Origin of the sequence: Microvirga pakistanensis, from assembly GCF_004458765.1 — a bacterium.
Classification (GTDB): Bacteria; Pseudomonadota; Alphaproteobacteria; order Rhizobiales; family Beijerinckiaceae; genus Microvirga; species Microvirga pakistanensis.
Map to the genome: position 1 here is coordinate 200,721 of NZ_SPJX01000510.1, position 25,331 is coordinate 226,051.

General features: G+C 67.0%; 22 protein-coding genes. 17 read left to right on the plus strand and 5 right to left on the minus strand.

Going from position 1 to position 25,331, the window contains the following annotated elements:
- Positions 1–61 precede the first annotated feature (61 nt).
- From E4K09_RS23350 to E4K09_RS23375, 6 genes are all read left to right on the plus strand, one after another.
- The gene (locus tag E4K09_RS23350) at positions 62–1,210 is read left to right on the plus strand and encodes a glycosyltransferase family 4 protein (RefSeq protein ID WP_134500083.1); all 1,149 of its coding nucleotides are present in this window, start codon (positions 62–64) and stop codon (positions 1,208–1,210) included.
- Complete coding sequence (locus E4K09_RS23355; RefSeq protein WP_134500084.1) at positions 1,207–1,857, plus strand: class I SAM-dependent methyltransferase; 651 nt, start codon at positions 1,207–1,209, stop codon at positions 1,855–1,857. The genes E4K09_RS23350 and E4K09_RS23355 overlap by 4 nt, the downstream gene beginning before the upstream one ends.
- Before the next feature lie 162 nt (positions 1,858–2,019).
- Entirely contained in the window at positions 2,020–3,306 is a 1,287-nt protein-coding gene (gene ispG, locus E4K09_RS23360) for a flavodoxin-dependent (E)-4-hydroxy-3-methylbut-2-enyl-diphosphate synthase (protein WP_134500085.1), read from the plus strand.
- A 183-nt stretch (positions 3,307–3,489) separates the two neighbouring features.
- Positions 3,490–5,436: a potassium transporter Kup gene (locus tag E4K09_RS23365; RefSeq protein WP_134500086.1), complete on the plus strand. Its 1,947-nt coding sequence runs from the start codon at positions 3,490–3,492 to the stop codon at positions 5,434–5,436.
- Between the two features lie 3 nt (positions 5,437–5,439).
- Positions 5,440–5,988, plus strand: coding sequence for a GNAT family N-acetyltransferase (locus E4K09_RS23370; protein ID WP_134500087.1), 549 nt, complete (start codon positions 5,440–5,442; stop codon positions 5,986–5,988).
- Between the two features lie 77 nt (positions 5,989–6,065).
- A complete protein-coding gene (locus E4K09_RS23375) occupies positions 6,066–6,974 on the plus strand; it encodes a DMT family transporter (protein WP_244610650.1) in 909 nt (302 codons plus the stop codon).
- 171 nt (positions 6,975–7,145) lie between these two features.
- On the opposite strand, the gene E4K09_RS23380 is transcribed toward E4K09_RS23375, so the two are convergent.
- Positions 7,146–8,072 carry a polyprenyl synthetase family protein gene (locus E4K09_RS23380; RefSeq protein WP_134500088.1) on the minus strand — a complete coding sequence of 309 codons (927 nt, stop codon included), beginning with the start codon at positions 8,070–8,072 and terminating at the stop codon, positions 7,146–7,148.
- Between the two features lie 94 nt (positions 8,073–8,166).
- Here E4K09_RS23380 and mtgA point away from each other — a divergent pair, with 94 nt between their 5' ends.
- The 3 genes from mtgA (at position 8,167) to E4K09_RS23395 (ending at position 11,014) form a co-directional block, all read left to right on the plus strand.
- Positions 8,167–8,853: a monofunctional biosynthetic peptidoglycan transglycosylase gene (gene mtgA, locus E4K09_RS23385; protein WP_134500141.1), complete on the plus strand. Its 687-nt coding sequence runs from the start codon at positions 8,167–8,169 to the stop codon at positions 8,851–8,853.
- A gap of 143 nt (positions 8,854–8,996) precedes the next feature.
- Positions 8,997–9,182, plus strand: a complete 186-nt coding sequence (gene rpmF / locus E4K09_RS23390) for a 50S ribosomal protein L32 (RefSeq protein ID WP_091131251.1) — start codon at positions 8,997–8,999, stop codon at positions 9,180–9,182.
- A gap of 200 nt (positions 9,183–9,382) precedes the next feature.
- Positions 9,383–11,014, plus strand: coding sequence for a GGDEF domain-containing protein (locus E4K09_RS23395; protein ID WP_134500089.1), 1,632 nt, complete (start codon positions 9,383–9,385; stop codon positions 11,012–11,014).
- 98 nt (positions 11,015–11,112) lie between these two features.
- Here E4K09_RS23395 and phaR read toward each other — a convergent pair whose 3' ends face one another.
- On the minus strand, positions 11,113–11,688 hold the full coding sequence (gene phaR, locus E4K09_RS23400; protein WP_134500090.1) for a polyhydroxyalkanoate synthesis repressor PhaR: 576 nt from the start codon (positions 11,686–11,688) through the stop codon (positions 11,113–11,115).
- Between the two features lie 214 nt (positions 11,689–11,902).
- On the opposite strand from phaR, the gene E4K09_RS23405 reads away from it, so the two are divergent.
- The 4 genes from E4K09_RS23405 (at position 11,903) to yddG (ending at position 15,913) form a co-directional block, all read left to right on the plus strand.
- Positions 11,903–13,081 carry an acetyl-CoA C-acetyltransferase gene (locus tag E4K09_RS23405; RefSeq protein ID WP_134500091.1) on the plus strand — a complete coding sequence of 393 codons (1,179 nt, stop codon included), beginning with the start codon at positions 11,903–11,905 and terminating at the stop codon, positions 13,079–13,081.
- Between the two features lie 233 nt (positions 13,082–13,314).
- Complete coding sequence (gene phbB / locus E4K09_RS23410) at positions 13,315–14,040, plus strand: acetoacetyl-CoA reductase (protein WP_134500092.1); 726 nt, start codon at positions 13,315–13,317, stop codon at positions 14,038–14,040.
- A 122-nt stretch (positions 14,041–14,162) separates the two neighbouring features.
- Complete coding sequence (locus E4K09_RS23415) at positions 14,163–14,909, plus strand: SDR family NAD(P)-dependent oxidoreductase (RefSeq protein ID WP_134500093.1); 747 nt, start codon at positions 14,163–14,165, stop codon at positions 14,907–14,909.
- Positions 14,910–14,992: 83 nt separating this feature from the next.
- On the plus strand, positions 14,993–15,913 hold the full coding sequence (gene yddG / locus E4K09_RS23420; RefSeq protein ID WP_244610651.1) for an aromatic amino acid exporter YddG: 921 nt from the start codon (positions 14,993–14,995) through the stop codon (positions 15,911–15,913).
- Between the two features lie 21 nt (positions 15,914–15,934).
- On the opposite strand, the gene E4K09_RS23425 is transcribed toward yddG, so the two are convergent.
- Both E4K09_RS23425 and gloB read right to left on the minus strand, forming a co-directional pair.
- Positions 15,935–16,693, minus strand: coding sequence for a GNAT family N-acetyltransferase (locus E4K09_RS23425; protein ID WP_166802465.1), 759 nt, complete (start codon positions 16,691–16,693; stop codon positions 15,935–15,937).
- Between the two features lie 31 nt (positions 16,694–16,724).
- Entirely contained in the window at positions 16,725–17,492 is a 768-nt protein-coding gene (gene gloB, locus E4K09_RS23430; protein WP_134500095.1) for a hydroxyacylglutathione hydrolase, read from the minus strand.
- Between the two features lie 264 nt (positions 17,493–17,756).
- Here gloB and E4K09_RS23435 point away from each other — a divergent pair, with 264 nt between their 5' ends.
- The 4 genes from E4K09_RS23435 to E4K09_RS23450 all read left to right on the plus strand — a co-directional run bounded on the left by E4K09_RS23435 (position 17,757) and on the right by E4K09_RS23450 (position 22,186).
- On the plus strand, positions 17,757–18,500 hold the full coding sequence (locus tag E4K09_RS23435; protein WP_134500096.1) for a class I SAM-dependent methyltransferase: 744 nt from the start codon (positions 17,757–17,759) through the stop codon (positions 18,498–18,500).
- A 123-nt stretch (positions 18,501–18,623) separates the two neighbouring features.
- Positions 18,624–19,577 carry an acetyl-CoA carboxylase carboxyltransferase subunit alpha gene (locus E4K09_RS23440; protein WP_134500097.1) on the plus strand — a complete coding sequence of 318 codons (954 nt, stop codon included), beginning with the start codon at positions 18,624–18,626 and terminating at the stop codon, positions 19,575–19,577.
- A gap of 253 nt (positions 19,578–19,830) precedes the next feature.
- A complete protein-coding gene (locus tag E4K09_RS23445; protein ID WP_134500098.1) occupies positions 19,831–21,129 on the plus strand; it encodes a L,D-transpeptidase family protein in 1,299 nt (432 codons plus the stop codon).
- A gap of 121 nt (positions 21,130–21,250) precedes the next feature.
- Positions 21,251–22,186, plus strand: a complete 936-nt coding sequence (locus E4K09_RS23450; RefSeq protein ID WP_204985777.1) for an oxygenase MpaB family protein — start codon at positions 21,251–21,253, stop codon at positions 22,184–22,186.
- Between the two features lie 84 nt (positions 22,187–22,270).
- Here E4K09_RS23450 and secA read toward each other — a convergent pair whose 3' ends face one another.
- Entirely contained in the window at positions 22,271–25,084 is a 2,814-nt protein-coding gene (gene secA, locus E4K09_RS23455) for a preprotein translocase subunit SecA (RefSeq protein WP_134500099.1), read from the minus strand.
- Between the last annotated feature and the right edge of the window lie 247 nt (positions 25,085–25,331).

The window sequence follows — 25,331 nt, forward strand, 5'->3', positions numbered from 1 at the left end:
GTGGTTCCCACGGCGGGCCGGGACCGTTAGAACGACATCGCAGTTTCATCCAAGGTCTCCCTTGTCGTCCGCTCGTCCCGATCTTTCAGGCCGCAAGCTCGTCTTCGTCATCACCGAGGACTGGTTCTTCGCCTCCCATTTCCTCCCCATGGCCCGTGCCGCGCGCGAGCTGGGGCTCGACGTGGCCGTCGTCGCCCGCGTGCGCGACCACCGCGAAGCCATCGAGGCCACCGGCGCGCGGGTGATCCCGCTTCAGGTCGAGCGGCGCAGCATCAACCCGATGACGGCCGGCTATGCCGCGGGTCAGCTCGCCGCGATCCTGAAGGCGGAGAAGGCCGACATCGTCCATTGCATCGCCCTCAAGAGCATCCTGGTCGGGGGCTTCGCCGCCACGCTCGCGGGAGTCGGCCGCCGGGTCTATGCGCTCACGGGCCTCGGCTTCCTGGGCGCCCGAACGGACCGGATCGGACGCCTGTCCCAGCGCGCCGTGCGGCTCCTGGTTCGCGGCCTCGAAACCCCAAAGACCCGCTATCTCGTCGAGAATACGGACGACCCCCGACTCCTCGGCCTCGACCCGTTAGGCCCTAAGGTCACGGTGGTGGGCGGCGCCGGGATCGATCCCGAAGTCCTCGGCCCCTCCCCCCTTCCCGCCGAGCCGCCCCTGAAGGTTGCGCTCGTGGCGCGCATGCTCTGGTCGAAGGGCGTGGACCTCGCCGTCGAGGCCGTCCGCAAGGCCCGAGGCCAGGGCGCGGAGGTCGAGCTCTCCCTCTATGGCGCCCCCGACCCGTCGAATCCGAAGGCCATTCCGGAAGAAACCCTGAAGGCCTGGGGCGCGGAACCCGGCATCGTCTGGCACGGCGCGACCCGCGATGTCGCGTCCGTCTGGCGCGATCATCACGTGGCCTGCCTGCCCTCCCGCGGCGGAGAAGGCCTGCCCCGAACGCTTCTGGAGGCCGCCGCCTGCGGCCGCGCCATCCTCACCACGAACGTCCCCGGCTGCCGCACCCTCGTCCGCGACGGCCGGGAAGGCCGCCTCGTGCCGCCTGAGGATGCCTCTGCCCTCGCGGAGGCGCTGTCGTCCCTCGCCCGTGATCCGGAGCGTGTGGCGCGCATGGGCGCGGCGGCCCGGGCCCGGGTGCTCGACGGTTACACGGAACGGGACGTGATGGACGAGGTCAAACGGCTATACGCCTCCATGCTGAGCCCATGATCACCGACGCTGACGCCTTCATCCGCGCCGAGACGCGGCTTCTGCCGGTGCCCCATGCGCCGGAACTCTCCCTGCACGTGGCCGACGAGGCGACGGAGCTGTGGCAGCGCACCGAGGAGGAGCTGGGGGAGATCGGCCTGCCGCCGCCCTTCTGGGCCTTTGCCTGGGCGGGCGGTCAGGCCCTGGCCCGCTACATCCTCGATCACCCGGACACCGTGCGCGGACGGCGGGTTCTCGATTTCGCGTCGGGGTCCGGCCTCGTGGCCATCGCGGCCATGAAAGCGGGCGCCGCCGAGGTCACGGCCTGCGACATCGACAGCTTCGCCATTGCGGCCATGCGCCTGAATGCCGAAGCGAACGGCGTTGCGGTCACGCCGCTCCAGGCCGACGTCGTCGGGCAGGACCAGGGATGGGAGACAATCCTCGCGGGCGACATCTGCTACGAGCGCGACCTCGCCGCCCGGGTGACGGAGTGGCTGTTCGGCCTGAGCCGGCGCGGGGCCACCGTCCTGATCGGCGATCCCGGGCGCAGCTATCTCCCCGGGGAGCGGCTCGATCGGCTTGCGACCTACGAGGTTCCGGTGACCAGAACCCTGGAGGACGCCGAGATCAAGAAGACGAGCGTCTTCCGGTTCCGGCAGGGATAGCAGGGCGTCGCAGCCGGGATCGCCCCAGGCATGAGGAGGCCTGCGACCGCATTCAAGGCCGTCCTTCCCGGCCTGCCGATCATGCCGCGCTTGACGGGACGGGGTTTTGGCATCAGCTAAACGGCAGCGGCCTCGAACCCGCCGGCCGCCGTGGATTGCAGCATGTCTTTGATGTCCCCCTCCCCCGAAGCCGCCTCCGCCGAGAGCCCAGCAGGGCCCGCGCTGCGCCATCGCACGGTGGGCGTGCGGGTCGGCTCCGTCATGGTCGGCGGCGGAGCGCCGATCGTGGTTCAATCCATGACCAACACGGATACGGCGGACGTGGACGCCACCGTAGCCCAGGTGGCGGCGCTCGCCCGCGCCGGCTCCGAGCTGGTGCGCATCACGGTCGACCGGGACGAGGCTGCGGCCGCGGTGCCGAAGATCCGCGAGCGGCTCGACCGCCTCGGCGTGGACGTTCCGCTCGTCGGCGATTTCCACTATATCGGCCATCAGCTCCTCGCCGACCATCCGGCCTGCGCGGAAGCCCTCGCCAAGTACCGCATCAACCCGGGCAATGTGGGCTTCAAGGAGAAGAAGGACCGCCAGTTCGCGGCCATCGTCGAGATGGCGATCAGGTACGGCAAGGCCGTGCGCATCGGCGCCAATTGGGGCTCCCTCGACCAGGAGCTTCTCACCCATCTGATGAACGAGAACGCGGCCTCCGCGAACCCGCGCGACATGCGCTGGGTGACCCGCGAGGCCATGATCCAGTCCGCCCTCCTGTCCGCCGCCCGCGCGGAGGAGATCGGCTTAGGCAAAGACCGCATCATCCTGTCGGCCAAGGTTTCCGCCGTGCAGGACCTGATCGCGGTCTATCAGGAGCTCGCCCGCCGGTCCGACTACGCCATCCATCTGGGCCTCACCGAAGCCGGCATGGGCACGAAGGGCATCGTCGCCTCCTCGGCCGCCATCGGCATCCTGCTGCAGCAGGGCATCGGCGACACGATCCGCTACTCCCTGACGCCCGAACCGGGCGGAGACCGCACCCTCGAGGTGAAGACGGCGCAGGAACTGCTCCAGACCATGGGCTTCCGCACCTTCGTGCCCCTCGTCGCCGCCTGCCCAGGCTGCGGGCGCACCACCTCGTCCGTCTTCCAGGAGCTGGCGCGGGACATCCAGACATGGATCTCGACCTCCATGCCCGAATGGCGGCGCACCTATCCGGGTGTCGAGAACCTCAACGTGGCGGTGATGGGCTGCATCGTGAACGGCCCCGGCGAGTCGAAGCATGCCAATATCGGCATCTCGCTGCCGGGAACGGGCGAGCAGCCGGCGGCGCCGGTCTTCATCGACGGCAAGAAGGCGATGACGCTGCGCGGCCCGACGCTGGCACAGGATTTCCAGGCAATCGTGCTCGATTACATCGAGAAGGCCTACGGACAGACGGGGCGCGACGCGGCCGAATGAGGTGGCCGGCACAGCCATGGAACCGCAAGCGAAATTCCGTTTTAAGCTCAGGCGCGATGTGCTAGAGAGCCGCCGCGCCGGCAATGACGGCCGCTGCGCTCTTTGAGAAGGGGCCGCCCTTCGTCGTTCGCAGAGTCATTCAACAAGGGCCGTCCGCGGGCACATCCGCAAAGAAAAGCACCCATGGCAGAACAGCACGCCGTTGCCCCCGGACACGCGGACTCCGCGGTTCCTGAGGCTACCTTACCGGAAAGCCATCACAAGGCGAGTTTCTGGACCCTGACCCTTGGCGCCATCGGCGTCGTCTACGGGGATATCGGCACCAGCCCGCTCTATGCCATGCGAGAAACCGTGATGGCGGCCACCGGCGGTCATCACGGCGTTCCGGTCGACCTGACCCGTGAACTGGTGATCAGCATCCTGTCGCTCCTGCTCTGGGCGCTGATCCTCACGGTCAGCGTCAAATACGTCGTCCTGCTGCTGCGCGCCGACAACAAGGGCGAAGGCGGCTCCCTGACGCTCGTGGCTCTGACGCAGCTCGCCCTCGGGCGCCGAAGCCTGCCGGTGCTGATGATGGGCATGGCCGGAGCCGCCCTGTTCTACGGCGACGCCGCCATCACGCCGGCCATCTCGGTGCTCTCGGCCCTGGAAGGCCTGAAGCTCGTGGCCCCCGCCTTCGAGAGCTACGTCCTGCCGGTCGCGCTGGGAATTCTCATCGCCCTCTTCGCCGTTCAGAGCCGCGGCACCGGCAAGGTCGCCATCTTCTTCGGCCCCCTCACGCTCCTGTGGTTCATCACCATGGCGGGTCTCGGCCTTCTCCATATCGCGGACGATTGGGAGGTCCTGCTCGCCTTCAATCCCTATTACGGCGTGTCCTTCCTGGTCACCCATCCGGGAACGGCTTTCGCGATCCTCGGCAGCGTCTGCCTGGCGGTCACGGGTGCGGAGGCGCTCTACGCCGATCTCGGCCATTTCGGCCGCCATCCCATCCGCATGGCCTGGGGCACCGTCGTCTTCCCGGCGCTTGCACTGAACTATCTCGGCCAGGGCGCCCTCGTCCTGTCGAACCCCGAGTCCATCGCCAATCCATTCTTCCTTCTGGCGCCGCCATGGCTGCTCCTGCCGCTCGTGATTCTGGCGACCCTGGCCACCATCGTGGCGAGCCAGGCGGTGATCACCGGCGCCTTCTCGCTGACACGGCAGGCGGTGCAGCTCGGCCTCCTGCCGCGCCTGGAGGTCCGATTCACCTCCGAGACCCACCAGGGCCAGATCTATCTGCCGCGCGTGAACTGGTTCCTGCTTGCCGCCGTCGTGACCCTCGTGGTCCTGTTCGGCTCGTCGAGCAGCCTTGCCAGCGCCTACGGCATCGCGGTGTTCGGCACCATGGTCGTCACCACGCTGCTCGCCTGCGTGGTCATGAGCCGCAGCTGGGGCTGGGGCCCCGTGAAGACCGGCTTGGTGATGATTCCCCTGCTGCTGATCGACCTCACCTTCCTGTCCTCGAACCTGGTCAAGCTCCTCGACGGCGGCTACGTGCCGCTGCTGATCGCCGTCACCTTCTTCGTGCTCATGTGGACCTGGGTCAAGGGAACCCGGATCCTCTTCGAGAAGACCCGGAAGATCGACGTGCCGCTCGTCGAACTCGTGCAGATGCTGGCGAAGAGTCCGCCGCACCGGGTGAAGGGCACTGCCGTCTTCCTGACGAGCGATCCGGACACCGCGCCCGCAGCCCTCCTGCACAACCTGAAGCACAACAAGGTGCTGCACGAGAAGAACGTGATCCTGACCGTCCGCAGCGAGGACATCCCCCGCGTCGAGGACGACGACCGTGTCGCGATCGAGCATGTGGGAGATTCGTTCTGGCGCATCCGCCTGAGCTACGGCTACATGGAAACGCCCAACATCCCGCGCGGCCTCGCCATCCTGCGCAAGCAGGGCTTCAAGTTCGACATCATGGCGACGTCGTTCTTCCTGTCGCGGCGTTCGATCCGTCCGGCGAGCCAATCGGGCATGCCCCTCTGGCAGGACAAGCTGTTCATCAGCCTCGCGAAATCCGCGAGCGACGCAACGGACTTCTTCCAGATTCCCACCGGACGCGTCGTGGAGGTGGGCACCCAGGTCACCGTGTGAGGCATGAGCATCGTCCTCCTTCGTCCAGACCCTGCATGGCTGCCCGCCTATGAGCAGGCCCTGGCGCGGGGCTGGTCGCCGAATTCCGAGCACAACGACGGCCCGGCCCAGCTGGCGGCCCTGAGAGCGGACCCCGGGCGCTTCCTGGACCAGCTCTACAACAGTCCGACGATCCGCAGGCCCGACGGGGCCGAACTGCCCCGGCCGCCCGCCCACGATTTCTGGATCAGCGACGGCGAGTTCTGCGGCCGCATTACCTTCCGGTTCGAGCGGGGCGTCACCGAGCTCACGCCCAGCGCCTACGGTCACATTGGCTATTCCATCGTCCCCTGGAAGCAGCGGCGCGGCTATGCCACCGAGGCCCTGCGCCAGATCCTCACGGTGGTCCGCGACGAAGGCTTTGCGCGCGTCCAGATCACCTGCGACGACGACAACGAAGCCTCGCGAAAGGTGATCCTCGCCAATGGAGGGATTCCCGACGGCGCCTATCCGCACCTCACGCGGCCGGGTCATCGCAAGCTCTCCTTCTGGGTATCCACGGACCCACGCTGAGCCTCGTCCCGCGCCCGGCCTGCCTTGACCGTGGGTGGGATTGCTCCTAACGACGCGCATCCGTCCAGGAGCATGCCTTGAGCGCCACCCCGTCAGCTTCCCCCTTCGCCCTCAGCCGCAGCGAGGCCGTGCTGGTCGCCGTCACGATGATCTGGGGCGGCACCTTCCTGGTCGTGCAGAACGCCCTCGCCGTCAGCGGACCGTTGTTCTTCGTGGGGCTGCGCTTCGGCACGGCGGCCGCCGCGATGGCGATGGTCGCGGCGCCCGTGCTGCGCGGGTTGACCTGGCTGGAGATCAGGGCGGGCGCGATGATCGGCTGCGCGATCTTCCTCGGCTACACGCTCCAGACCTTCGGCCTGCAATACATCCCCAGCAGCAAATCGGCCTTCATCACCGCGCTCTACGTGCCCATCGTGCCCCTGCTGCAATGGCTCGTCCTGAAGAAGCCGCCGGGCGTCATGGCCTGGACCGGCATCGCCTTCGCGTTCGCAGGCCTCGCGCTGCTCGCCGGCCCGGACGGAACAGCCATCGGTCTGGGGTACGGCGAGCTGCTGACGCTACTGTGCGCCGTCGCCATCTCGGCGGAGATCATTCTCATCGGCGGCTTTGCCGGGCGGGTGGACGCGCGCCGCGTCACCGTGGTGCAGCTCGCCGTCACGTCGGCTCTCGCGTTCGGCTTCATGGCGCCCGTCGGGGAAGGACTGCCGGAGCCCTCGTGGCTCCTCGTCCTCAGCGCGGTCGGCCTCGGTCTCGCCAGCGCCGGCATTCAGCTCGCGATGAACTGGGCGCAGAGAACGGTGTCCCCGACCCGCGCCACGGTGATCTATGCGGGCGAGCCGGTCTGGGCCGGGATCGTCGGGCGCCTCTTCGGCGAGCGCCTGCCCGCCGCCGCCCTCCTGGGAGCCGCGCTGATCGTCGCCGGCGTCATCGTCAGCGAGATGAAGCCGCCAGGCTGGTTCAGGCGCCGGCAATCGGCACGGGCTTAGAGCTGGAGAGCGCCCTACAGCATCGGACGAGAAAGTGGATCTGCACTTTCGGGATCAATCGAATGCTTTCTCCTGGGACGAGAGCATCGTTTGTTGCGGAAAACCGAGTCCACTTTTCACTGACATGGCCCTGCGGGTCACTGACGCGGCCCTCCGGGTCCGCACGATGCTCTAGACCTCGCGCTCCGCCACGAAACGCACGGCCTCGCGCAAGGTCTGCGCCCTGTCGCCGAATTCCCCGAGAGCGGCCTCCGCCGTCTCGACGAGGCGGCGGCACTCGCGCTTCGCGCCCTCCAGGCCGAGCAGATCGACCAGGGTGGCCTTGCCCTTCTCCTGGTCCTTGCCCGTACGCTTGCCCAGCGCCTCGGACGACGCCTCCCGGTCGAGAATGTCGTCCGCCACCTGGAACGCGGCTCCGAGCGCGCGTCCATATTCGACGAGGCTTTGCCGCGCGCCCGCATCGGCCCGTCCCAGGATCGCGCCCGCCTCCACCGAGAAGGTGAGGATCGCGCCGGTCTTCATCATCTGAAGCTGGCGCACCTCCCCCTCGCCCATGGCGGCCGCGCCGTAGCGGCCCTCGGCCGCGAGGTCGAGCATCTGCCCGCCGACCATGCCGCCGAGCCCCGAGGCGCGCGCGAGGCCCAGCACCAGATCGGACCGCACCGCCGGATCGGCATCGGTGTCGGGATCGGCGAGCACTTCGAACGCCAGCGTCTGAAGCGCATCGCCCGCGAGAATCGCCGTCGCCTCGTCATAGGCCCTGTGCACCGTCGGACGGCCGCGGCGCAGGTCGTCGTCGTCCATGGACGGAAGATCGTCGTGGACCAGGGAGTAACAATGGAGCAGCTCGACGGCGCAGCCCGCCCGCAGGGCTCCCGGGCTTTCGCCGCCGAAGAGGCGCGCCGCCTCGATCGTGAGAAAAGGCCGCAGGCGCTTACCGCCCCCGAGCACTGCATGCCGCATGGCCGCCATCAGCCGAGGCGGCCGCGCAATCTCGCCGTGGCGGGCATTGTCTGCTAGCAAGGCTTCGAGATTGGCCTCGATGAGCTTTGCGGACTCGGCGAGCCGCGCGCTGAACGTTCTGATGGATGGCGTCATGACAAGCCCGAATTCGGAGGGAGCTGCCGCTCCGTCCGAGGAGAACATCGATGGACGAACGGACCGGAGATGGACGCTGCGGTCCGGACAGCCGATGACGGCCGCCCGCATCTTCCGCCGCCTCGTCCAGGCCGGCCTCGGCCTTATCCTCTTATGGGTCGGAGCCGTCGTTTGGCTAGGGCTTTCGTATTGGGTCGTGCCTCCCGTCTCCACCCTGATGCTCGGCCGCTGGCTCACGCTTCAGGGCGTCGAGCGAACATATGTCCCCCTCGACGAGATCTCCCCTCACCTGCCTCTCGCGGTCATGACCTCGGAGGACAGCCGGTATTGCGAGCATCACGGCGTGGACTGGGTTGCGATCCGCGAGGTGGTGGAGGATTCCGACGAGGACGGGCCGGCCCGGGGAGCCTCGACCATCCCCATGCAGGTGGCCAAGAACCTCTTCCTCTGGCCGAGCCGCTCCTATGTCCGGAAAGGCCTGGAGATCCCGGCCGCTCTTTACTTGGACCTGATCTGGTCCAAGCGGCAGATGATGGAGATCTATCTCAACGTGGCGGAATGGGGCGAAGGGATCTTCGGGGCCGAGGCCGCGGCCCAGCGGTATTTCCGCAAATCCGCCAAGAACCTCACCCGCCGGGAAGCGGCCCTGCTCGCCCGGTCCCTGCCCAACCCGCTCAGGCGCAACCCGGCTCGCCCCACCTCGCGCCTCAATGCCCTGGCGGGACAGCTCCAGGCCAGGATGGCGGGGGCTGCTCCCTACAGCGACTGCCTGAAGCCGTGACCTGCGACGATGAAAAGCCTTTTCAGGGCAGGAGGGGCTAGATATTTCCTCCAAGACCTTGTATGAGGCGCAACCTCATCAAGTTCGAGATGTGAGCGTTCCCCGGTTGAGCGGGCGCTCCGCTTTTTTACCGGAGACGAGAAATGGCCGTTCCTAAGAGAAAAACGTCGCCCTCGCGGCGTGGCATGCGTCGCTCCGCCGATGCCTTGAAGGCCCCGACCTACATCGAGGACAAGGATTCCGGCGAGCTCCGCCGTCCTCACCACATCGACCTGAAGTCCGGCATGTACCGTGGCCGTCAGGTCCTGAAGGTGAAGGCGGACGCGTAATCCAGACGCGACATGCGATTCAAAAAACCGGCGCGCGATGCGCCGGTTTTTTTATGCCCATAATCCCCAAAGCCTATGATTTGTGGCCTGTTTTTACAGTTCATTAAGCCTGAAGCCCGATCCTTGAGCCTTCAGTTTCAACGGGATCAGGGGCTGCCTTTTCCGGCCCCGGCGTGCATTGAGTGTGTGAGGGTTGGGCGATGGCGACGAAGCGGCCGGGCCGGGCGGGGATCTTTGAAGGAACACCCCGGACCCCGCACAAGCGTCGGGCCTGCGCCCCCTCCCCGACCATCCATGGCGGAGCTGCCTATTCCTGGGACATCCTGTCGGACACCCTGACCTGGAGCCCGAACGCGGCCGCGCTGCTGGGGGTTCAGGCCCGGGACCTGCCACGGACCGGCAAGGCCTTCTCCGGGCTCGTCGAGCCTGGGATCGGCGCCGATCGCGGCGAGGCCATGGCCGCCCGGAGCGGTTCCACCCGCAGCTTCGAAACCCGCTACGCGCTACGCCTCGGGCCCGACCAGGTGCTGATGGTGGAGGATACCGGCCGCTGGTGGCCGGACGGACAGGGGCGTCCGGCCTTCGTGCGCGGCCTGCTGCGGACCGATGTGGACCCCTCCGTGCAAACCTGCCTCCCGGCGAGGATCCAGGCCCGTTCCGGCCTGCTGATCCAGATCCAGAACGGCATCAACGAGGCGCTCCGCCTCTCCCAGACCTGCACCCTGATCGTAGGAGCTCTGGAGGGGGACGGCGCGGACGCGCTCGACACCATCGCCCGCAGGCTCCGCCCCATGATGCGGCGGCAGGACCATTTCGGGGCCTTGAGCCCGAGCCGCTTCACCCTCACCCTGACCGGCTGCCCGGCCTCGGAGGCCTCAGGTGCCATGAAGCGTGTGGCGGGGCTTTTGAGGGATTGCTCCGGCGTGCTGACCCTCGCGGCCGCCTGCGCGCCGGACCACACGTTCAAGGCCGCCAAGCTGCTGCGCTTCGCCGAGCAGGCCCTGGAGACGGCCCGGGCCGGTTCCCAGCCCTTCGCCCTCTACGATTCCCGCGCCGCCTCCCGTGCGGCCAGGGTCGAGAAGGCCTCCTTCGACCTGGTGTCCGCCCTCAACGATCGCCGCCTCGCCCTGGCCTGCGCCCCGATGGTGGACGCCCATAGCCGCGGCCCGGTCCTGATGCAGGCCTCGGCGGCTCTGACCGGCCCCGACGGAATGGCGATCCTCCTGGGCTCGGTCCCGGCCCTGAACGACGCGAATCTCAGCCTGCTCGTGGACGGGCGCATGCTCGAACTGGCGGCGGATCATCTGGCCGGCCATCCGCACGAGCGCCTCGCCCTGCCGGTGGCGCCCGCGACCCTGAAGGACGGGGAATGGCTCGCGATGCTGGCCGCCCATCTGGGCGCGCGGCCCGGCATCGAGTCCCGCCTCGTGATCGAGGTGCCGGAGATCGCGCTCGGCCGGGACGGAACGCTTCTCGGCCGCCTCCATGCCATGAAGGCCCTCGGCATCGGCCTGGCGCTCTCGGGCTTCGGCTCGGGCCATGTCTCGCCCTTGAGCCTGCGCCACATGCCCTTCGACATGCTCAAGATCGACGGGGTCTATGTCCAGCCCTTGAAGCGCTCGACGGAGGACCGCCTCTTCGTGCGCGGCCTCGTCGACCGGGCCCAGAACATGGGCATCGCGCTCGCGGCCGAATGGGTGGACGACGAGGCGACCGCGCGGCTGCTCGCCGCCTGGGGCGTGGACTATCTGGAAGGCGCCCTGTTCGGCGAGCCTGAAACCGTCCTACCGCCGCAAAGCCTTGGCGAAAGGCTCAAGCGAGCCGGGGGATAACCCATACGTCATCGCCGGCACAGGGCCGGCGATCCCGATCCGTTGAGCGCCGCGCCTTTCCAATCGGGACGGCCATGGCAAGCCGGTATGAAGGGCGCTTATTTGTTCGCCAGCCTGTCGAGCTTGGCCTGCATGTCGGCCATCTGGCGCTTGAGCGCATCGAGATCGCTCGCTTCCTCCCCCTGAGGAGGGGTCTTCGGCCCGGGCATGCCGGGGCCTCCCGGGGGAAAGGGCGAGAACATGCGCATGGCCTCGGTGAAGAAGCTCATGTTCTTGCGCACCTGCTCCTCCATGGCCTGGAAGGCTCCGGGCCCGAAGGCCTGGGCCATCTGCTCCCGCAGCTTCTGCTGCTCCTGGGACAGGTTGTTCATGGAGAATTCGAGATAGCTCGGCACCAGGGCCTGCATGCTGTCCCCGTAGAAGCGGATGAGCTGGCGCAGCACCGTGACGGGCAGAAGGTTCTGCCCCTCCTTGTTCTCCTGCTCGAAGATGATCTGGGCCAACACCGTGCGGGTGATGTCCTCTCCGGATTTCGCGTCGTAGACCACGAAATCCTCCCCCTGGCGGACCATGCCGGCGAGGTCTTCCAGGGTCACGTAGGCCGAGGTGCCGGTGTGATAGAGGCGGCGGTTGGCATATTTCTTGATGATCGTCGGCTGTTTTTCCGTCGCCATGTGCACCCAATACACTCCTGCAGGCCGGTGGCCGGGGTCCCGTCAAGAGATCGGCGGCCTTTACTGATTATAAGCCTTATGCCCCACGATCAAAGCGCCAAAAGTCTAAGAGCCGCATGCCTGAGTTGCTCTATCCTGTCCTTGACATCCCACCATCTGGGGCTTTGATCGAACCAGCCCTATCTTTTTCGAATATCAGGCAGAGGAGAGAGGAATGGCCCAGGACAGCATCGTCATCGTCGGCGCCGCGCGCACGGCGGTCGGCTCCTTCAACGGCGGCTTCGCCAATACCCCGGCGCACGAGCTCGGTGCCGTGGCCATCAGGGCCGCCCTCGAACGGGCCAAGGTCGACGGCGCCGAAGTGGACGAGGTGATCCTCGGCCAGATCCTCACCGCGGGCCAGGGCCAGAATCCCGCCCGTCAGGCCGCCATGGCCGCGGGCGTGCCGCAGGAAAAGACCGCCTGGGGCCTCAACCAGCTCTGCGGATCGGGCCTGCGCACGGTCGCCATCGGGATGCAGCAGATCGCCAACGGCGATGCCCGGATCATCGTGGCGGGCGGCCAGGAATCCATGTCGCTCGCCCCGCACGCCGCGCACATGCGCTCGGGCACCAAGATGGGCGACTTCAAGCTCATGGACACGATGCTCAAGGACGGCCTCATGGACGCCTTCCACGGCTACCACATGGGCAACACCGCCGAGAACGTGGCCCAGCGCTGGCAGCTGACCCGCGAGGAGCAGGACCAGTTCGCCACCGCCTCCCAGAACAAGGCCGAGGCCGCCCAGAAGGAAGGCCGCTTCAAGGACGAGATCACGCCCGTCACCATCTCCACCCGCAAGGGCGACACCGTGGTGGATCAGGACGAGTACATCCGCGCCGGCACCACCCTCGAGGCCCTCGCCAAGCTCAAGCCCGCCTTCTCGAAGGACGGCACGGTGACGGCCGGCAACGCGTCGGGCATCAACGACGGCGCGGCCGCCGTCGTGATCATGACCGAGGCGGAAGCGCAGAGGCGCGGCCTCACCCCCCTCGCCCGCATCGCCTCCTGGGCCACCGCCGGCGTCGACCCGGCCATCATGGGCACGGGTCCGATCCCGGCCTCCCGCAAGGCTCTCGAGAAGGCCGGCTGGAAGGTTCAGGATCTCGAGCTCGTGGAGGCCAACGAGGCCTTCGCGGCCCAGGCGCTCGCGGTCAACAAGGACATGGGCTGGGATCCCTCCATCGTGAACGTGAACGGCGGCGCCATCGCCATCGGGCACCCGATCGGCGCCTCCGGCGCGCGCGTTCTCGTGACCCTGCTGCACGAGATGGGCCGCCGCAACGCCAGGAAGGGCCTCGCCACCCTCTGCATCGGCGGCGGCATGGGCGTCGCCATGTGCCTGGAACGGTAAGAGACATTCCACCGACCGGCGGCGCTTCGGCGCCGCCCGATTCAAGAACGGCTTGCGCTTTCGAGGAGGCGCAAGCCGTTTTCATATGTCTCGAAAGGCTTAAACGAAAATCGCGGGCCTACACTGTGCCGGAGAGCGCCACATGTATTAAGCTGTTGGCGGAGGAGGACCTCCACCGCATCAACGGATCCGCCAGAGATCCGCAATGAAACGGCTTGAGGGAAGGAAAAAGCATGGCGCGCGTTGCATTGGTCACCGGAGGTACTCGCGGCATCGGGGCCGCGATCACGATGGCCTTGAAGGAGGCCGGCTATCGGGTTGCGGCGAATTACGGCGGCAACGACGAGGCGGCCAACCGGTTCAAGTCCGAGACGGACATCCCCGTCTTTAAGTTCGACGTCTCCGATCCGGCGGCCTGCGAGGCGGGCATCCGGGCCGTGGAGGCCGAACTCGGCCCCGTCGATATCCTGGTCAACAATGCGGGCATCACCCGCGACGGCATGTTCCACAAGATGAGCTTCGATCAGTGGTCCGCCGTGATCCGCACCAATCTCGATTCCATGTTCACCTGCACGCGCCCCGTGATCGAAGGCATGCGCGAACGCGGCTTCGGGCGCATCATCATCATCTCGTCCATCAACGGCCAGAAAGGCCAGATGGGACAGGCGAACTATTCCGCCGCGAAAGCGGGCGTGATCGGCTTCGCGAAGGCGCTGGCGCTCGAGAACGCCAACAAGGGCGTGACCGTCAACGTGATCGCCCCGGGCTACATCGCCACCGAGATGGTGAAGGCCGTGCCCGAGGAGGTTCTCAAGTCCAAGATCCTGCCGCTCATCCCCGTCGGACGCCTCGGGGAGGCGGAGGAGATCGCGCGCGGCGTGCTGTTCCTCGCGAGCGACGATGCAGGATTCGTGACGGGCTCCACCTTGAGCCTCAACGGCGGCCAGTACATGGCCTGATTCTCGGCCTGTTTCCTGGCCTCACGAAAGGCGCTCTCCCGGGTATCGGCCGTCGGACGGAGGATCGACGCCTGTCCGGGAGCGCGTACGCGCCTCACGCATTCACAGACGGGGTTTCATCGATGAATCGGATCGACATGGCGGGCCGCACCGTGGTCATCACGGGCGGAGCCCGCGGCATCGGCTATGCGATCGGCGAGCGGCTCGTCGAATCGGGCGCGAGGGTCGCTGTCTGGGATCTGCGCCCCGAGGAGGCCGAGGCGAGCGCCGCCGCCCTCTCGAAGGATTGCATCGGGCTGAGCGTCGACGTGTCGGACAGCCTCTCCGTCGAGCACGCCGCGCAGCAGACATTCGCCGCCTTCGGGCGCATCGACGGGTTGGTGAACGGGGCCGGGATCACGGGCCCGGTCAAACCCCTGCCGGAGTACACGCCGGAGGAGTGGCGCAGCGTCGTCGAGGTCAACCTGACCGGAACCTTCAACTGCTGCCGGTCCATCGTGCCGATCATGCAGGAGAACGATTACGGCCGCATCGTCAACATCGCGTCGGTGGCCGGCAAGGAAGGCAATCCGAACCTCGCGGCCTACAGCGCCGCGAAGGCCGGCGTGATCGGCCTCACCAAATCGCTCGGCAAGGAGCTCGCCAAGACGGGCATCGCCGTCAACTGCATCACGCCCACCACCGCCAAGACCAAGATCCTCGAGACGCTGACGCCGGAATTCATCGAATACATGCGCGTGCGCATTCCCCGGGACCGCTTCGTCGAGCTCACCGAGATCGCCGCCATGGTGGCCTGGCTCCTCTCCGAGGAGAATTCGTTCACGACGGCCGCCACCTTCGACCTGAGCGGCGGGCGCACGACGTATTAGAACATCGTTCATGCGGACCCGGAGGGCCGCGTCAGTGAAAACCGGGTCCACTTTTCCGCACGATGTGCTAGGTGGCGGGCATCATGACGACGCGCACAGCCACCACCATCGGTCTCATCGCTATCCTGCTCTGGTCCCTGCTCGCCCTGTTCACGGCAGCGACGGGCAGGATCCCCCCGTTCCAGCTCAACGCCATGACGTTCCTCATCGGCGGCCTCGTGGGGATGGGGAGCTGGATCGCGCGGCCGCAAGCCGTCAAGGCCCTGCGGCAGAAGCCGGTCGTGTGGGCGCTTGGGATCGGCGGCCTGTTCGGCTACCACGCGCTCTATTTCGCGGCGCTGCGCTGGGCGCCGCCGGCGGAATCGGGCCTGATCAACTATCTCTGGCCGCTTCTCATCGTGCTGTTCTCCTCTTTCCTGCCTGGCGAGCACCTGCGGCGCGCGCATCTCGTGGGCGCGCTTCTCGGCTTCGCGGGCGTGATCGTGCTGATCGCCGGGCGCGGCGCCTTCGACGCGCGGACGGAGTACCTGCCCGGCTATGCCTGCGCCTTCGTGGCGGCGTTCGTGTGGGGCGGCTATTCCGTGCTCTCCCGGCGTTTCGGCCAGGTGCCCACGGACGCTGTCGCGGGCTTCTGTCTGATGACGGCGCTGTTGAGCTGGATCTGCCACCTGGCCTTCGAAACCACCGTGTGGCCGGAGACGACGACGCAATGGCTCGCCCTTCTGGCGCTGGGCTTAGGCCCCGTGGGCGGCGCCTTCTACGTGTGGGACATCGGCATGAAGCGCGGCGACATCCGCCTGCTCGGCGTCGCGTCCTACGCGACCCCCGTTCTGTCGACGCTGCTGCTCGTCCTCGCAGGCTATGCGGAACCGACGCTGACGCTGGCCCTCTCCTGCGGCCTCATCGTGGCGGGCGCGCTGGTGGCGACGCTGACGCCCAAGGCCTTTTCAGGCAAAGCGGATCCGGCTCGCCTGAGCGTGCGGCGCGGCGCGGGAGAACGCTGATCTCCCCAACGGGAGCAGCCCTCAGCCGGAGTGTCCGGGCATGACCCGGTGGGTGTAGCGATAGGCGGTTTCGAACCCGAGCGCGCCATAGAGGGAGCGCGCGACCTCGTTCTCCTCGCGCACTTGGAGATAGGCGCTGCGCGCGCCTTCCTGGCAGCCCCAGGCCATGAGGCTCGAGACGACGCGGCGGCCGAGGCCGATGCCGCGCAGATCGGGTGCGACCACGATGTCGTAAAGCCCGATATAGCCCCGCTCCACGACGCCCAGGCCCCATGCCACGGGCTTGTCGTCGAGGCTGAGGGTGGCGAAGGCGGCGTTCTGCCGGATGCGCGAGACGATCTGCATCAGGGTGGCGTCGTCGGCCTTGTCGCCCCCATAGGATCGTGCGGCCTCCCGCACCCAGTTCTTCGACGGATGAGGCCGCAGCTCGACCTCCGGATCGGCCTCGCAATCACCCATTTCGATAGCAGCCACGAGCACGTGGGTGGGCTCGATCGCCCTGAAGCCGCGCAGCTTGAGCCGCTCGTCCACGTCCTCGGCCTCGAGCCCGTTCAGCCGGAACGTCGGGCGCACATTCGCCTCGACGAAGCGGGCGATCATATGGTCGAGCAGCTCCTCGTCCAGGGCCGCGTTCGGCAGGAGGGGCGTGGCGGAATTCGCGCGCTTCGAATAGCCGTTGGCGAGACGCAGAATCCAGCCGTCATACGCCTGGTAGTCGAACGACGGCCATGCATTCAGGAGCCGGCTTTCGAGTCCGATGATGAGGCCGTGGTCGTTCATGGAATCCGCCGCTCCTCTCATGCGCCCTGCGTCAGAAAGTGTTCTTCCATTCCCTCAAGGATTGGAAGACCTCCACGGGCGCAGCGCCTTCCTTATGAACGGTTTTCGCCACGCTCGGCTCCCCGGCGCGCAGGAAAGGATTGGTCCCCTTTTCCACCCCGATCGTGGTCGGCACCAGGAAGCGTCCCTCGGCCTTCGCCCGCTCGGCCTCCCGGGCCCGCTCCCGCAGCGCCGCGTTGTCCGGATCGGCCGCCAGCGCGAAGCGCGCGTTCGAGAGCGTATAGTCGTGGCCGCAATAGACGCTCGTCTCGTCCGGGAGCGCCGCCAGCCGCTGCAGGGTGCGCCAGAAATCGGCATAGGTGCCCTCGAACATGCGCCCGCAGCCGAGGGTGAAAAGGGTGTCGCCCGCAAACAGCGTGCGGTCGTCCTCGAACCAGTACGAGACATGGTCGGCGCAATGACCGGGCGTTTCGAGAACCCGCGCCGCCAGGGTGCCCACCAGCACCCCGTCGCCCTCGCGCACCCACAGATCGGCGCCCGGCACCGCCTCGCGCGCCTTGGCGGGCGCCACGACGCGGCAGCCGGTGCGGCTCTTGAGAGCCTCGACGGCCTGCACGTGATCGCTGTGGCGATGGGTGACGAGAATGTCCGTGAGGCGCCAGCCCGTCTCGGCGAGCGCGGCGAGGATCGGCCCCTCCTCCGGCGCGTCGATGGCGGCGCAGTCCCCCGTCTTGGGATCGTGGATCAGAACACCGATATTGTCCTGCAGACAGAGAAAGGCGTGAATCTGGGCTGGCATGGCGGAACCTTGTCTTGATGCGCGGCGCGCGATCATGGAACAGTCAACTAGAGCATTTTTCGGCGAAGTGGTTCCGGTTCGCCGTCAAAAATGCGGCATACCAAGAAAGAGAGCTGATTCCACGCACGTGGAGCCAGCTCTAGAGCCCCGGGGGCGAAAATGGAATCCGCCTTCGGGACGAAGCCGGTTCATGGAGGAGCGAAACCCTATCCCGATCCGTCGCCCTGCGTCGTCCGTAAGGATCGACAGACATCCTGAGAGGCCATGAGCATCGACATCACCGATCTGCGCAGCTTCTACGCGAGCCCTCTCGGGGCCGTGACGCGCCGCTATGTGGGCCGGGCCATCGATCGCTTCTGGGGCCCGCTCACGGGGCTGCGCGTGCTCGGCCTCGGCTATGCTCCGCCCTATCTCCCGTCTGCAAGAGGGGAAGCGGAGCGGACGATCGCCTTCATGCCCGCGAGCCAGGGCGTGGTGAACTGGCCGGGTACCGGCGTGTCGGCCTCGGCCCTCGTGGACCCGCTGACCATGCCCCTGCCGGACGCCTCCATCGACCGGGTGCTCGTGGTGCATGCGCTCGAGACGGTGGAGAGCCCGAGCGAGCTTCTCCACGAGATCTGGCGCATCCTCACCCCGGGCGGCCGCATCATCATGGTGGCGCCCAACCGCCGGGGCCTGTGGGCGCGGATGGACACCACCCCCTTCGGATACGGCCAGCCCTACAGCCGCTCCCAGCTCAAGAGCCTCATGCGCCAGACCTGGTTCTCGCCGGAAGGCTGGGCGGAGACCCTCTACGTGCCACCCCTCACCAGCCGCCTCGTGCTCGGCACGGCGCAAGCCTGGGAGAGCATCGGATCCGGCTTCTCCCTGCCCTTCGCCGGCCTTCACATCGTGGAGGCGACCAAGCAGCTCTACCGCCCCGGCACGGTCATGGCGGTGCGCCGCTCCCGCCGCACGAGCCCCGTTTTCGTACCGGCAACCGCGTCCAGGGTCGGAGAGCTTCCTTGATTTCGCCCGGTTTCAGGGGAGTAAGACGGGCCTCAACTTGACTTGAGAGTCCTAAATCGCCAGTGTCCGCCTCCATTGGCGAGGCTGTTCCGTCACCCTGGCCTTCATTTTCCATAGAGTCTGATGCGCAGTTACCTCGATTTTGAAAAGCCCGTCGCCGAGCTCGAGGCGAAGGTCGAAGAGCTCCGTGCCCTTGGCGAGAACCGGGATGCCGTCTCCATCACGGAGGATGTCTCCCGCCTGGAAGTCAAGGCGGCGGACGCCCTGAAGGATCTCTATTCCAAGCTCACGCCCTGGCAGAAGACCCTGGTTGCGCGCCATCCGCAGCGGCCCCACTTCGTCGATTATTGCGCGGGCCTGATCACAGAGTTCACGCCGCTCGCCGGCGACCGCAAGTTCGCCGAGGACGAGGCCATCGTGGCGGGCTTCGGCCGGTTTCGGGGCCAGCCGGTCTGCGTGATGGGCCAGGAGAAGGGCCACAACACGGAAACCCGCATCCGGCACAATTTCGGCATGGCCCGCCCCGAGGGTTACCGCAAGGCCGTCCGTCTGATGGAGATGGCCGACCGCTTCGGTCTGCCGGTGCTCTCCTTCGTGGACACCGCCGGCGCCTATCCGGGCATCGAGGCGGAGGAGCGCGGCCAGGCCGAGGCGATCGCCCGCTCCACCGAGATGCAGCTGGGCCTCGGCGTGCCGAACGTGTCCATCATCATCGGCGAAGGCGGCTCGGGCGGCGCGATCGCGATCGCCACGGCCAACAAGGTGCTGATGATGGAGCATGCCATCTACAGCGTGATCTCGCCGGAGGGCGCGGCCTCGATCCTCTGGCGCGATGCGGCCCGTGCCCAGGACGCCGCCACCAACATGAAGATCACCGCCCAGGACCTCCTGCGGCTCGGCGTCATCGACGGCATCGTCACGGAGCCCGTGGGCGGCGCCCACCGGGACCCCGAGGCCGCCATCCAAGCGGCGGGCAACGCCATCGAGGAGGCCCTGCACGACCTCAGCAACATGGGTCCCGCGGAGATCCGGGACCACCGGGCCGACAAGTTCCTCAATATCGGCCGCAAGCTCTGAAGCGTCCCCGCCTCCGGGGCTGCCCCCCTGCGGGAGCGGCCCGGAGGCTTCGCAGATCCGGCACCTCCGAAGAGGTGTCCCTCCGGGGTGAGAGATCCCGTCAAACATTCCTCCCAACGGGTGTATTTACCTCCCTTTAACGACGACTCCATCACGGCCCCGCTTGCAGTAATCAGCAGTTAAGGCTAACGATCTAAGGGTTAAGGGGAACTGTCAGGCATAGAGCCGGCAGATCAGAATTGCGGGGTCCCCCATGTTGAAGCGTATCGCATTGGCCGCGAGCCTGGCGCTCGCGCTTGCTGCCTGCCAGGACGACAATCTCGCCCGAGGCTCCACGCGCCACCTTGTTCCGATTCCGCCAGCCACCATGGCGCTCATGTCCACCAAGGGCATGTCCAAGGACGATCCCATCCTGATCCGGGCCTACAAGAAGGAATCGGAGCTGGAGGTCTGGAAACGCGGGTCCAACGGCAAGTACGCCCTGCTCAAGACCTATCCGATCTGCCGCTGGTCCGGCCAGCTCGGCCCCAAGACCCGCGAGGGCGACCGCCAGGTGCCGGAAGGCTTCTACACGGTCACCCCGGCGCAGATGAACCCGAATTCCTCCTATTATCTGTCGTTCGATACCGGCTACCCGAACACTTTCGACCGTTCGCTGGGCCGCAACGGCGGGGATATCATGGTCCACGGTTCGTGCTCCTCGCGCGGCTGCTTCGCCATGACGGACCAGAACATCGCGGAAATCTACGCGATCGCCCGCGAGGCCTTCGCCAGCGGCCAGCGCGCCTTCCAGTTCCAGTCCTATCCGTTCCGGATGACGGCGGAGAACCTGGCCAAGCACCGCCTCGACCCGAACATCGCCTTCTGGAAGAACCTGAAGGAAGGGTCCGACACCTTCGAGGTGACGAAGGAGGAGGTGCAGGTGGCGACGGCCAACCGGCGCTACCAGTTCAACGCCGACCCCGAGGTGGCCTCGGCCGTGGCGCAGAAGCGCGTCAAAGACGAGCAGGAGGTGGCCGAGCTGGTCGCGAAGGGCACGAAGCCGGTCAAACTCGTCTATCACGACGGCGACACCCACGAATCGTTCCGCACGGCGCTGGCCAACGTCACCGGCGTCACCGACAGCAAGCTCGGCTATGTGAGCCGCACGGAGGGCATCGCCTCCGGGCCGCAGCAGATCGCGCTCGACGACAGCGGCCGCGAGAAGATCGAGACCCCGTCGACGGCCCTGGCCTTCGCGTCCATGCGGGAAGAGCCGGTGGAGGCCGTGCAGCCTAAGACCGTCGCGGCGGCTCACACGGCTGCGGTTGCGCCTGCCGCTACCAAGTCCGCCGCCGCTGTGGCGACGGCCTCGGAGGAGACGCCCTTCTACAAGAAGATGTTCAGCAATGTCGCCGATCTCTTCAGCGCCTCGCCGCAGCCCACCGCCGAAACGGCCCAGGCCACGCCCCTCACGGTTCCCGCCATTGCTCCAGCCGCCAGAACCCCGGCGAAACCCCAGAAGCGCGCCGAGGCGTCAGCCGGCGTGAAGGTGGCTCAGGTCCGGAACTGAGCCGGGAGCCTGCTTCAAAACCAAAAGCCCGCCGCACCGGCGGGCTTTTTGCTGTTTGGATCCTCAAAGGTTGCCCAGCAACTTCGGAGTCGCGAGTGAATTGAAGATCGGAGGCCGAGCTGTGCGCGACGATCCACGCATCATCACCCTTCCCAAGCCGCTGCGGCATCAGATCGACCTCCTCGCCCGGTCGCTCCTCCAGCCTGTCCGGACCTTCGACTTCGCCACGCCCTCTTTCGAGCCCGCGCTGGTTGCGCCGGAATCCGTCTCCTGGCGCATCTTCAAGAATCCGGTCTCGGTCTTCATCGGCGGCGTGGCGGCGGTGCTGCTCGAGTTCGGGGAGCCTCGCGTCCGCGACGGGGTCTGGCAGCACAGCAACTTCCGGACCGACCCGCTCACGCGGCTGCAGCGCACCGGCCTTGCCGCCATGGTCACGGTCTACGGCGCCCGCAGCAAGGCGGAGGCGATGATCGCGGGCGTCGTCCGGCGGCACGATCGCGTTGCCGGCCACACCCGGGAGGGGGAACCCTATCACGCCAACGACCCGGAGTTGCTCGACTGGGTCCAGGCCACGGCCGGCTTCGGCTTCATGGAGGCTTACCACGCCTATGTGAGGCCCCTGACCGGCGCCGAGCGCGACTCGCTGTTCAGGGAAGCCGTCCCGGCCGCACGGCTCTACGGGGCCGTTGGGGCTCCCTCGTCGCAAGCCGGCCTCGACGCCCTGTTCGACGCCATGCAGGCGCGGCTCGTCCCCTCGCCCATCGTGTTCGAATTTCTGGACATCATGAGGCAGGCCGCGATCCTGCCCGCACCGGCGCGTCCGGCGCAACGGGTGCTGCTCAAGGCCGCCGTGGAGATCCTGCCGCCCTGGGTGCGCGAGCGGCTGGGGCTCGACGCACAGTGGAGGCTCGGCCCCCTGGAGCGAGCCTTCGTCCGCACCATGGCCCGGGCGAGCGACCGCCTCGTCCTGCCCTCGTTCCCCGCCGTCCAATCCTGCCGCCGCCTGGGCCTGCCGGATGATTATCTTTATCGGGGTGAGAGGACCGCCGCGCCGTGACAAGGCCCGTCACGGATCGCCCGCGTCATGGCCGCACGTGTTGCGGCCATCTACGCCTTTGAAAACGCCTCGATCGTCCGGCCACTAAGCCACGAACTGGCCGTGGCAGTGCTTGAACTTCTTGCCGGAGCCGCAGGGGCAGGGTTCGTTGCGGCTGACCCGACCCCAGGTGGCGGGGTCGTTCGGATCGCGCCGGGAGCCCGTGTCCGGATTGATGCTGGTCGCGGCGAAGCCCTGGGGGCCACCCTCGCCGAAGGCCGCGCCCTGGGGCATGTCGAACTCGTTCTCGCCGGTGGCGGGGTCGAGGTGCTGCGCGAACATGGGCGGCAGCGGCTGCGCCTCGGGCTGCTGGAACACCACCTGGATGCGCATGACCTGGCCGGTCACCTGCTCGCGCAGATGCACGATCATGGTGTTGAACAGCTCGAAGGCCTCCGACTTGTACTCGTTGAGCGGATCGCGCTGGGCGAGACCGCGCCAGCCGATGACCTGGCGCAGGTGGTCGAGGGTCACCAGGTGCTCGCGCCAGAGATGGTCGAGGCTCTGCAGCAGAACCTGCTTCTCCACGTAGTTCATCACCTCGGCGGAGTTCGCTTCCACGCGCTGCGCGTAAGCCTCGTCGGCGGCCTTGGTGATGCGCTCGCGGATCTCGTCGTCCGCGATGCCTTCCTCCTTCGCCCATTCCTCGACCGGCAGGTCGAGATTGAGGAAGTTGACGACGTTCTGCTTCAAGCCCTGAACGTCCCACTGCTCCGCATAGGCGTTCTCGGGGATGGCGCGGGAGACGATGTCCTCGATCACGCCGTGGCGCATGTCGTCGATGGTCTCGCGCACGCTGTCTTCCGCCATGAACTCCTTGCGCTGCTCGAACACGACCTTGCGCTGGTCGTTCATGACGTTGTCGTATTTCAGGATGTTCTTGCGGATGTCGAAGTTGCGCGCTTCGACCTTTGCCTGGGCGCGCTCGATGGCCTTGTTGATCCACGGATGGATGATGGCCTCGCCTTCCTTGAGGCCCAGCTTCTGCAGCATGCCGTCCATGCGGTCGGAGCCGAAGATGCGCATCAGGTCGTCCTGGAGCGACAGGTAGAACTTCGAGCGACCCGGATCGCCCTGACGGCCCGAGCGGCCGCGCAGCTGGTTGTCGATGCGCCGCGACTCGTGGCGCTCGGTGCCGAGCACGTAGAGGCCGCCCGCCGCGAGCGCCTTCTCCTTGAACGCGGCGACTTCCTCGAGAATTTCCTTCTCGCGGCGCGCGCGCTCCTCGCCCTCGATTCCGGCGAGCTCGCGCTCGATGCGCATCTTGGCGTTGCCGCCGAGCTGGATGTCGGTGCCGCGGCCGGCCATGTTGGTGGCGATCGTGATCGCGCCCGGCACGCCGGCCTGCGCGACGATGAAGGCCTCCTGCTCGTGGAAGCGGGCGTTCAGCACCGCGAAGTGCTTGGTGCCGCGGCCGGCGCGCGCGTCCCTGTAGAGCGGCTCGAGCGCCTGCGGGTTCTCGAAGTCGATGAGCTTGTAGCCTTCCTTGATGAGCAGCTCGGCGAGATATTCCGACTTCTCGATGGAGGTGGTGCCCACCAGGATCGGCTGGCCCTTGGCCGAGGATTCCTCGATGTCGCGGATGACCGCCTGGTAGCGCTCCTCCATCGTGCGATAGACCTCGTCGTCATCGTCGACGCGCGCGACGGGACGGTTGGTGGGGATCTCCACCACTTCGAGATTGTAGATCTCGAGGAACTCGTCGGCTTCGGTCGCCGCCGTGCCGGTCATGCCGCCGAGCTTGGCATAGAGGCGGAAGTAGTTCTGGAACGTGATGGACGCGAGCGTCTGGTTCTCGGGCTGAACCTGCACGTGCTCCTTCGCCTCGAGCGCCTGGTGCAGGCCTTCCGAATAGCGGCGGCCCGGCATCATGCGGCCGGTGAACTCGTCGATGATCACCACCTCGCCGTTGCGGACGATGTAGTCCTTGTCGCGCTGGAACAGGGTGTGGGCGCGAAGCGCCTGGTTCATGTGGTGCACGAGGGTGGCGTTCTGGGCGTCGTAGAGGTCGCCCTCCTTCAGGAGGCCCTCGGCGCGCAGCAGCTCCTCGATCTTCTCGGTGCCCTCCTCGGTGAGGGCCACGGAGCGCTGCTTCTCATCGACCTCGTAGTCGCCCTTGGCGAGGCGCGGGATCACCTTGTCGATGGCGTTGTAGAGATCGGAGCGGTCGTCGAGGGGACCGGAGATGATCAGCGGCGTCCGCGCCTCGTCGATGAGGATCGAGTCCACCTCGTCCACGATGGCGAAGGCGTGGCCGCGCTGGACCATCTGCGCCATCTCGTACTTCATGTTGTCGCGAAGGTAGTCGAAGCCGTACTCGTTGTTGGTCCCGTAGGTGATGTCGGCCGCATAGGCCTGCGCGCGCTCGGCATCGTCGATGCCGTGGACGATCACCCCGACGGAGAGGCCCAGGAAGCGGTAGATCTGCCCCATCCACTCGGCGTCGCGGCGGGCGAGGTAGTCGTTCACCGTGACCACGTGGACGCCCTTGCCCGCGAGGGCGTTCAAGTAGACCGGCAGGGTCGCCACGAGGGTCTTGCCTTCGCCGGTCCGCATTTCGGCGATCGAGCCCTCGTGAAGCACCATGCCGCCGATGAGCTGCACGTCGAAGTGGCGCTGGCCGAGGGTGCGTTTGGCGGCCTCCCGGACCGTGGCGAAGGCCGGGACCAGGATGTCGTCCAGGGTCTTTCCGGCGGCGAGCTGGGCCTTGAACTCGTCCGTGCGGGCACGCAGCTCGGCGTCGGAGAGAGCCTCCAGCTCCGCCTCCATCGCGTTGATGGCCGCGATCTTGGGCCGGTAGGACTTCAGCCGACGATCATTAACCGAGCCAAAGATTTTCTTCGCGAGAGAACCGAACATCGAGAGCCTTCGAAATTCCAGAAGATTTAAGGGGGCGTTGGCGCCGCCTTATAGACCTAATTATGCGGAAGCGCATCTTAAAGTCCGTGCCTGAACAGCGCAGCCCGGCCTCCGCAAGCAGGCCCCGACGAAAGGGCCACGCTTACGGGATGCTGTGACATAAATATGCCATCGCTTGCAAACGTAAACAGGTTGAGCCATCTGATCCTTGCTGTCCGTGGGCTCTGTCAGCCCACCAGAGGATCTG

Excerpts from the sequence above, each read along its gene's own strand:
- E4K09_RS23355 (WP_134500084.1), top strand. The coding sequence starts at position 1,207 with ATGATCACCGACGCTGACGCCTTCATCCGCGCCGAGACGCGGCTTCTG.
- ispG (WP_134500085.1), top strand. The coding sequence starts at position 2,020 with ATGTCTTTGATGTCCCCCTCCCCCGAAGCCGCCTCCGCCGAGAGCCCA.
- E4K09_RS23365 (WP_134500086.1), top strand. The coding sequence starts at position 3,490 with ATGGCAGAACAGCACGCCGTTGCCCCCGGACACGCGGACTCCGCGGTT.
- E4K09_RS23370 (WP_134500087.1), top strand. The coding sequence starts at position 5,440 with ATGAGCATCGTCCTCCTTCGTCCAGACCCTGCATGGCTGCCCGCCTAT.
- E4K09_RS23380 (WP_134500088.1), bottom strand. The coding sequence starts at position 8,072 with ATGACGCCATCCATCAGAACGTTCAGCGCGCGGCTCGCCGAGTCCGCA.
- mtgA (WP_134500141.1), top strand. The coding sequence starts at position 8,167 with ATGACGGCCGCCCGCATCTTCCGCCGCCTCGTCCAGGCCGGCCTCGGC.
- rpmF (WP_091131251.1), top strand. The coding sequence starts at position 8,997 with ATGGCCGTTCCTAAGAGAAAAACGTCGCCCTCGCGGCGTGGCATGCGT.
- E4K09_RS23395 (WP_134500089.1), top strand. The coding sequence starts at position 9,383 with ATGGCGACGAAGCGGCCGGGCCGGGCGGGGATCTTTGAAGGAACACCC.
- phaR (WP_134500090.1), bottom strand. The coding sequence starts at position 11,688 with ATGGCGACGGAAAAACAGCCGACGATCATCAAGAAATATGCCAACCGC.
- E4K09_RS23405 (WP_134500091.1), top strand. The coding sequence starts at position 11,903 with ATGGCCCAGGACAGCATCGTCATCGTCGGCGCCGCGCGCACGGCGGTC.
- phbB (WP_134500092.1), top strand. The coding sequence starts at position 13,315 with ATGGCGCGCGTTGCATTGGTCACCGGAGGTACTCGCGGCATCGGGGCC.
- E4K09_RS23415 (WP_134500093.1), top strand. The coding sequence starts at position 14,163 with ATGAATCGGATCGACATGGCGGGCCGCACCGTGGTCATCACGGGCGGA.
- yddG (WP_244610651.1), top strand. The coding sequence starts at position 14,993 with ATGACGACGCGCACAGCCACCACCATCGGTCTCATCGCTATCCTGCTC.
- E4K09_RS23425 (WP_166802465.1), bottom strand. The coding sequence starts at position 16,693 with ATGAACGACCACGGCCTCATCATCGGACTCGAAAGCCGGCTCCTGAAT.
- gloB (WP_134500095.1), bottom strand. The coding sequence starts at position 17,492 with ATGCCAGCCCAGATTCACGCCTTTCTCTGTCTGCAGGACAATATCGGT.
- E4K09_RS23435 (WP_134500096.1), top strand. The coding sequence starts at position 17,757 with ATGAGCATCGACATCACCGATCTGCGCAGCTTCTACGCGAGCCCTCTC.
- E4K09_RS23440 (WP_134500097.1), top strand. The coding sequence starts at position 18,624 with ATGCGCAGTTACCTCGATTTTGAAAAGCCCGTCGCCGAGCTCGAGGCG.
- E4K09_RS23445 (WP_134500098.1), top strand. The coding sequence starts at position 19,831 with ATGTTGAAGCGTATCGCATTGGCCGCGAGCCTGGCGCTCGCGCTTGCT.
- secA (WP_134500099.1), bottom strand. The coding sequence starts at position 25,084 with ATGTTCGGTTCTCTCGCGAAGAAAATCTTTGGCTCGGTTAATGATCGT.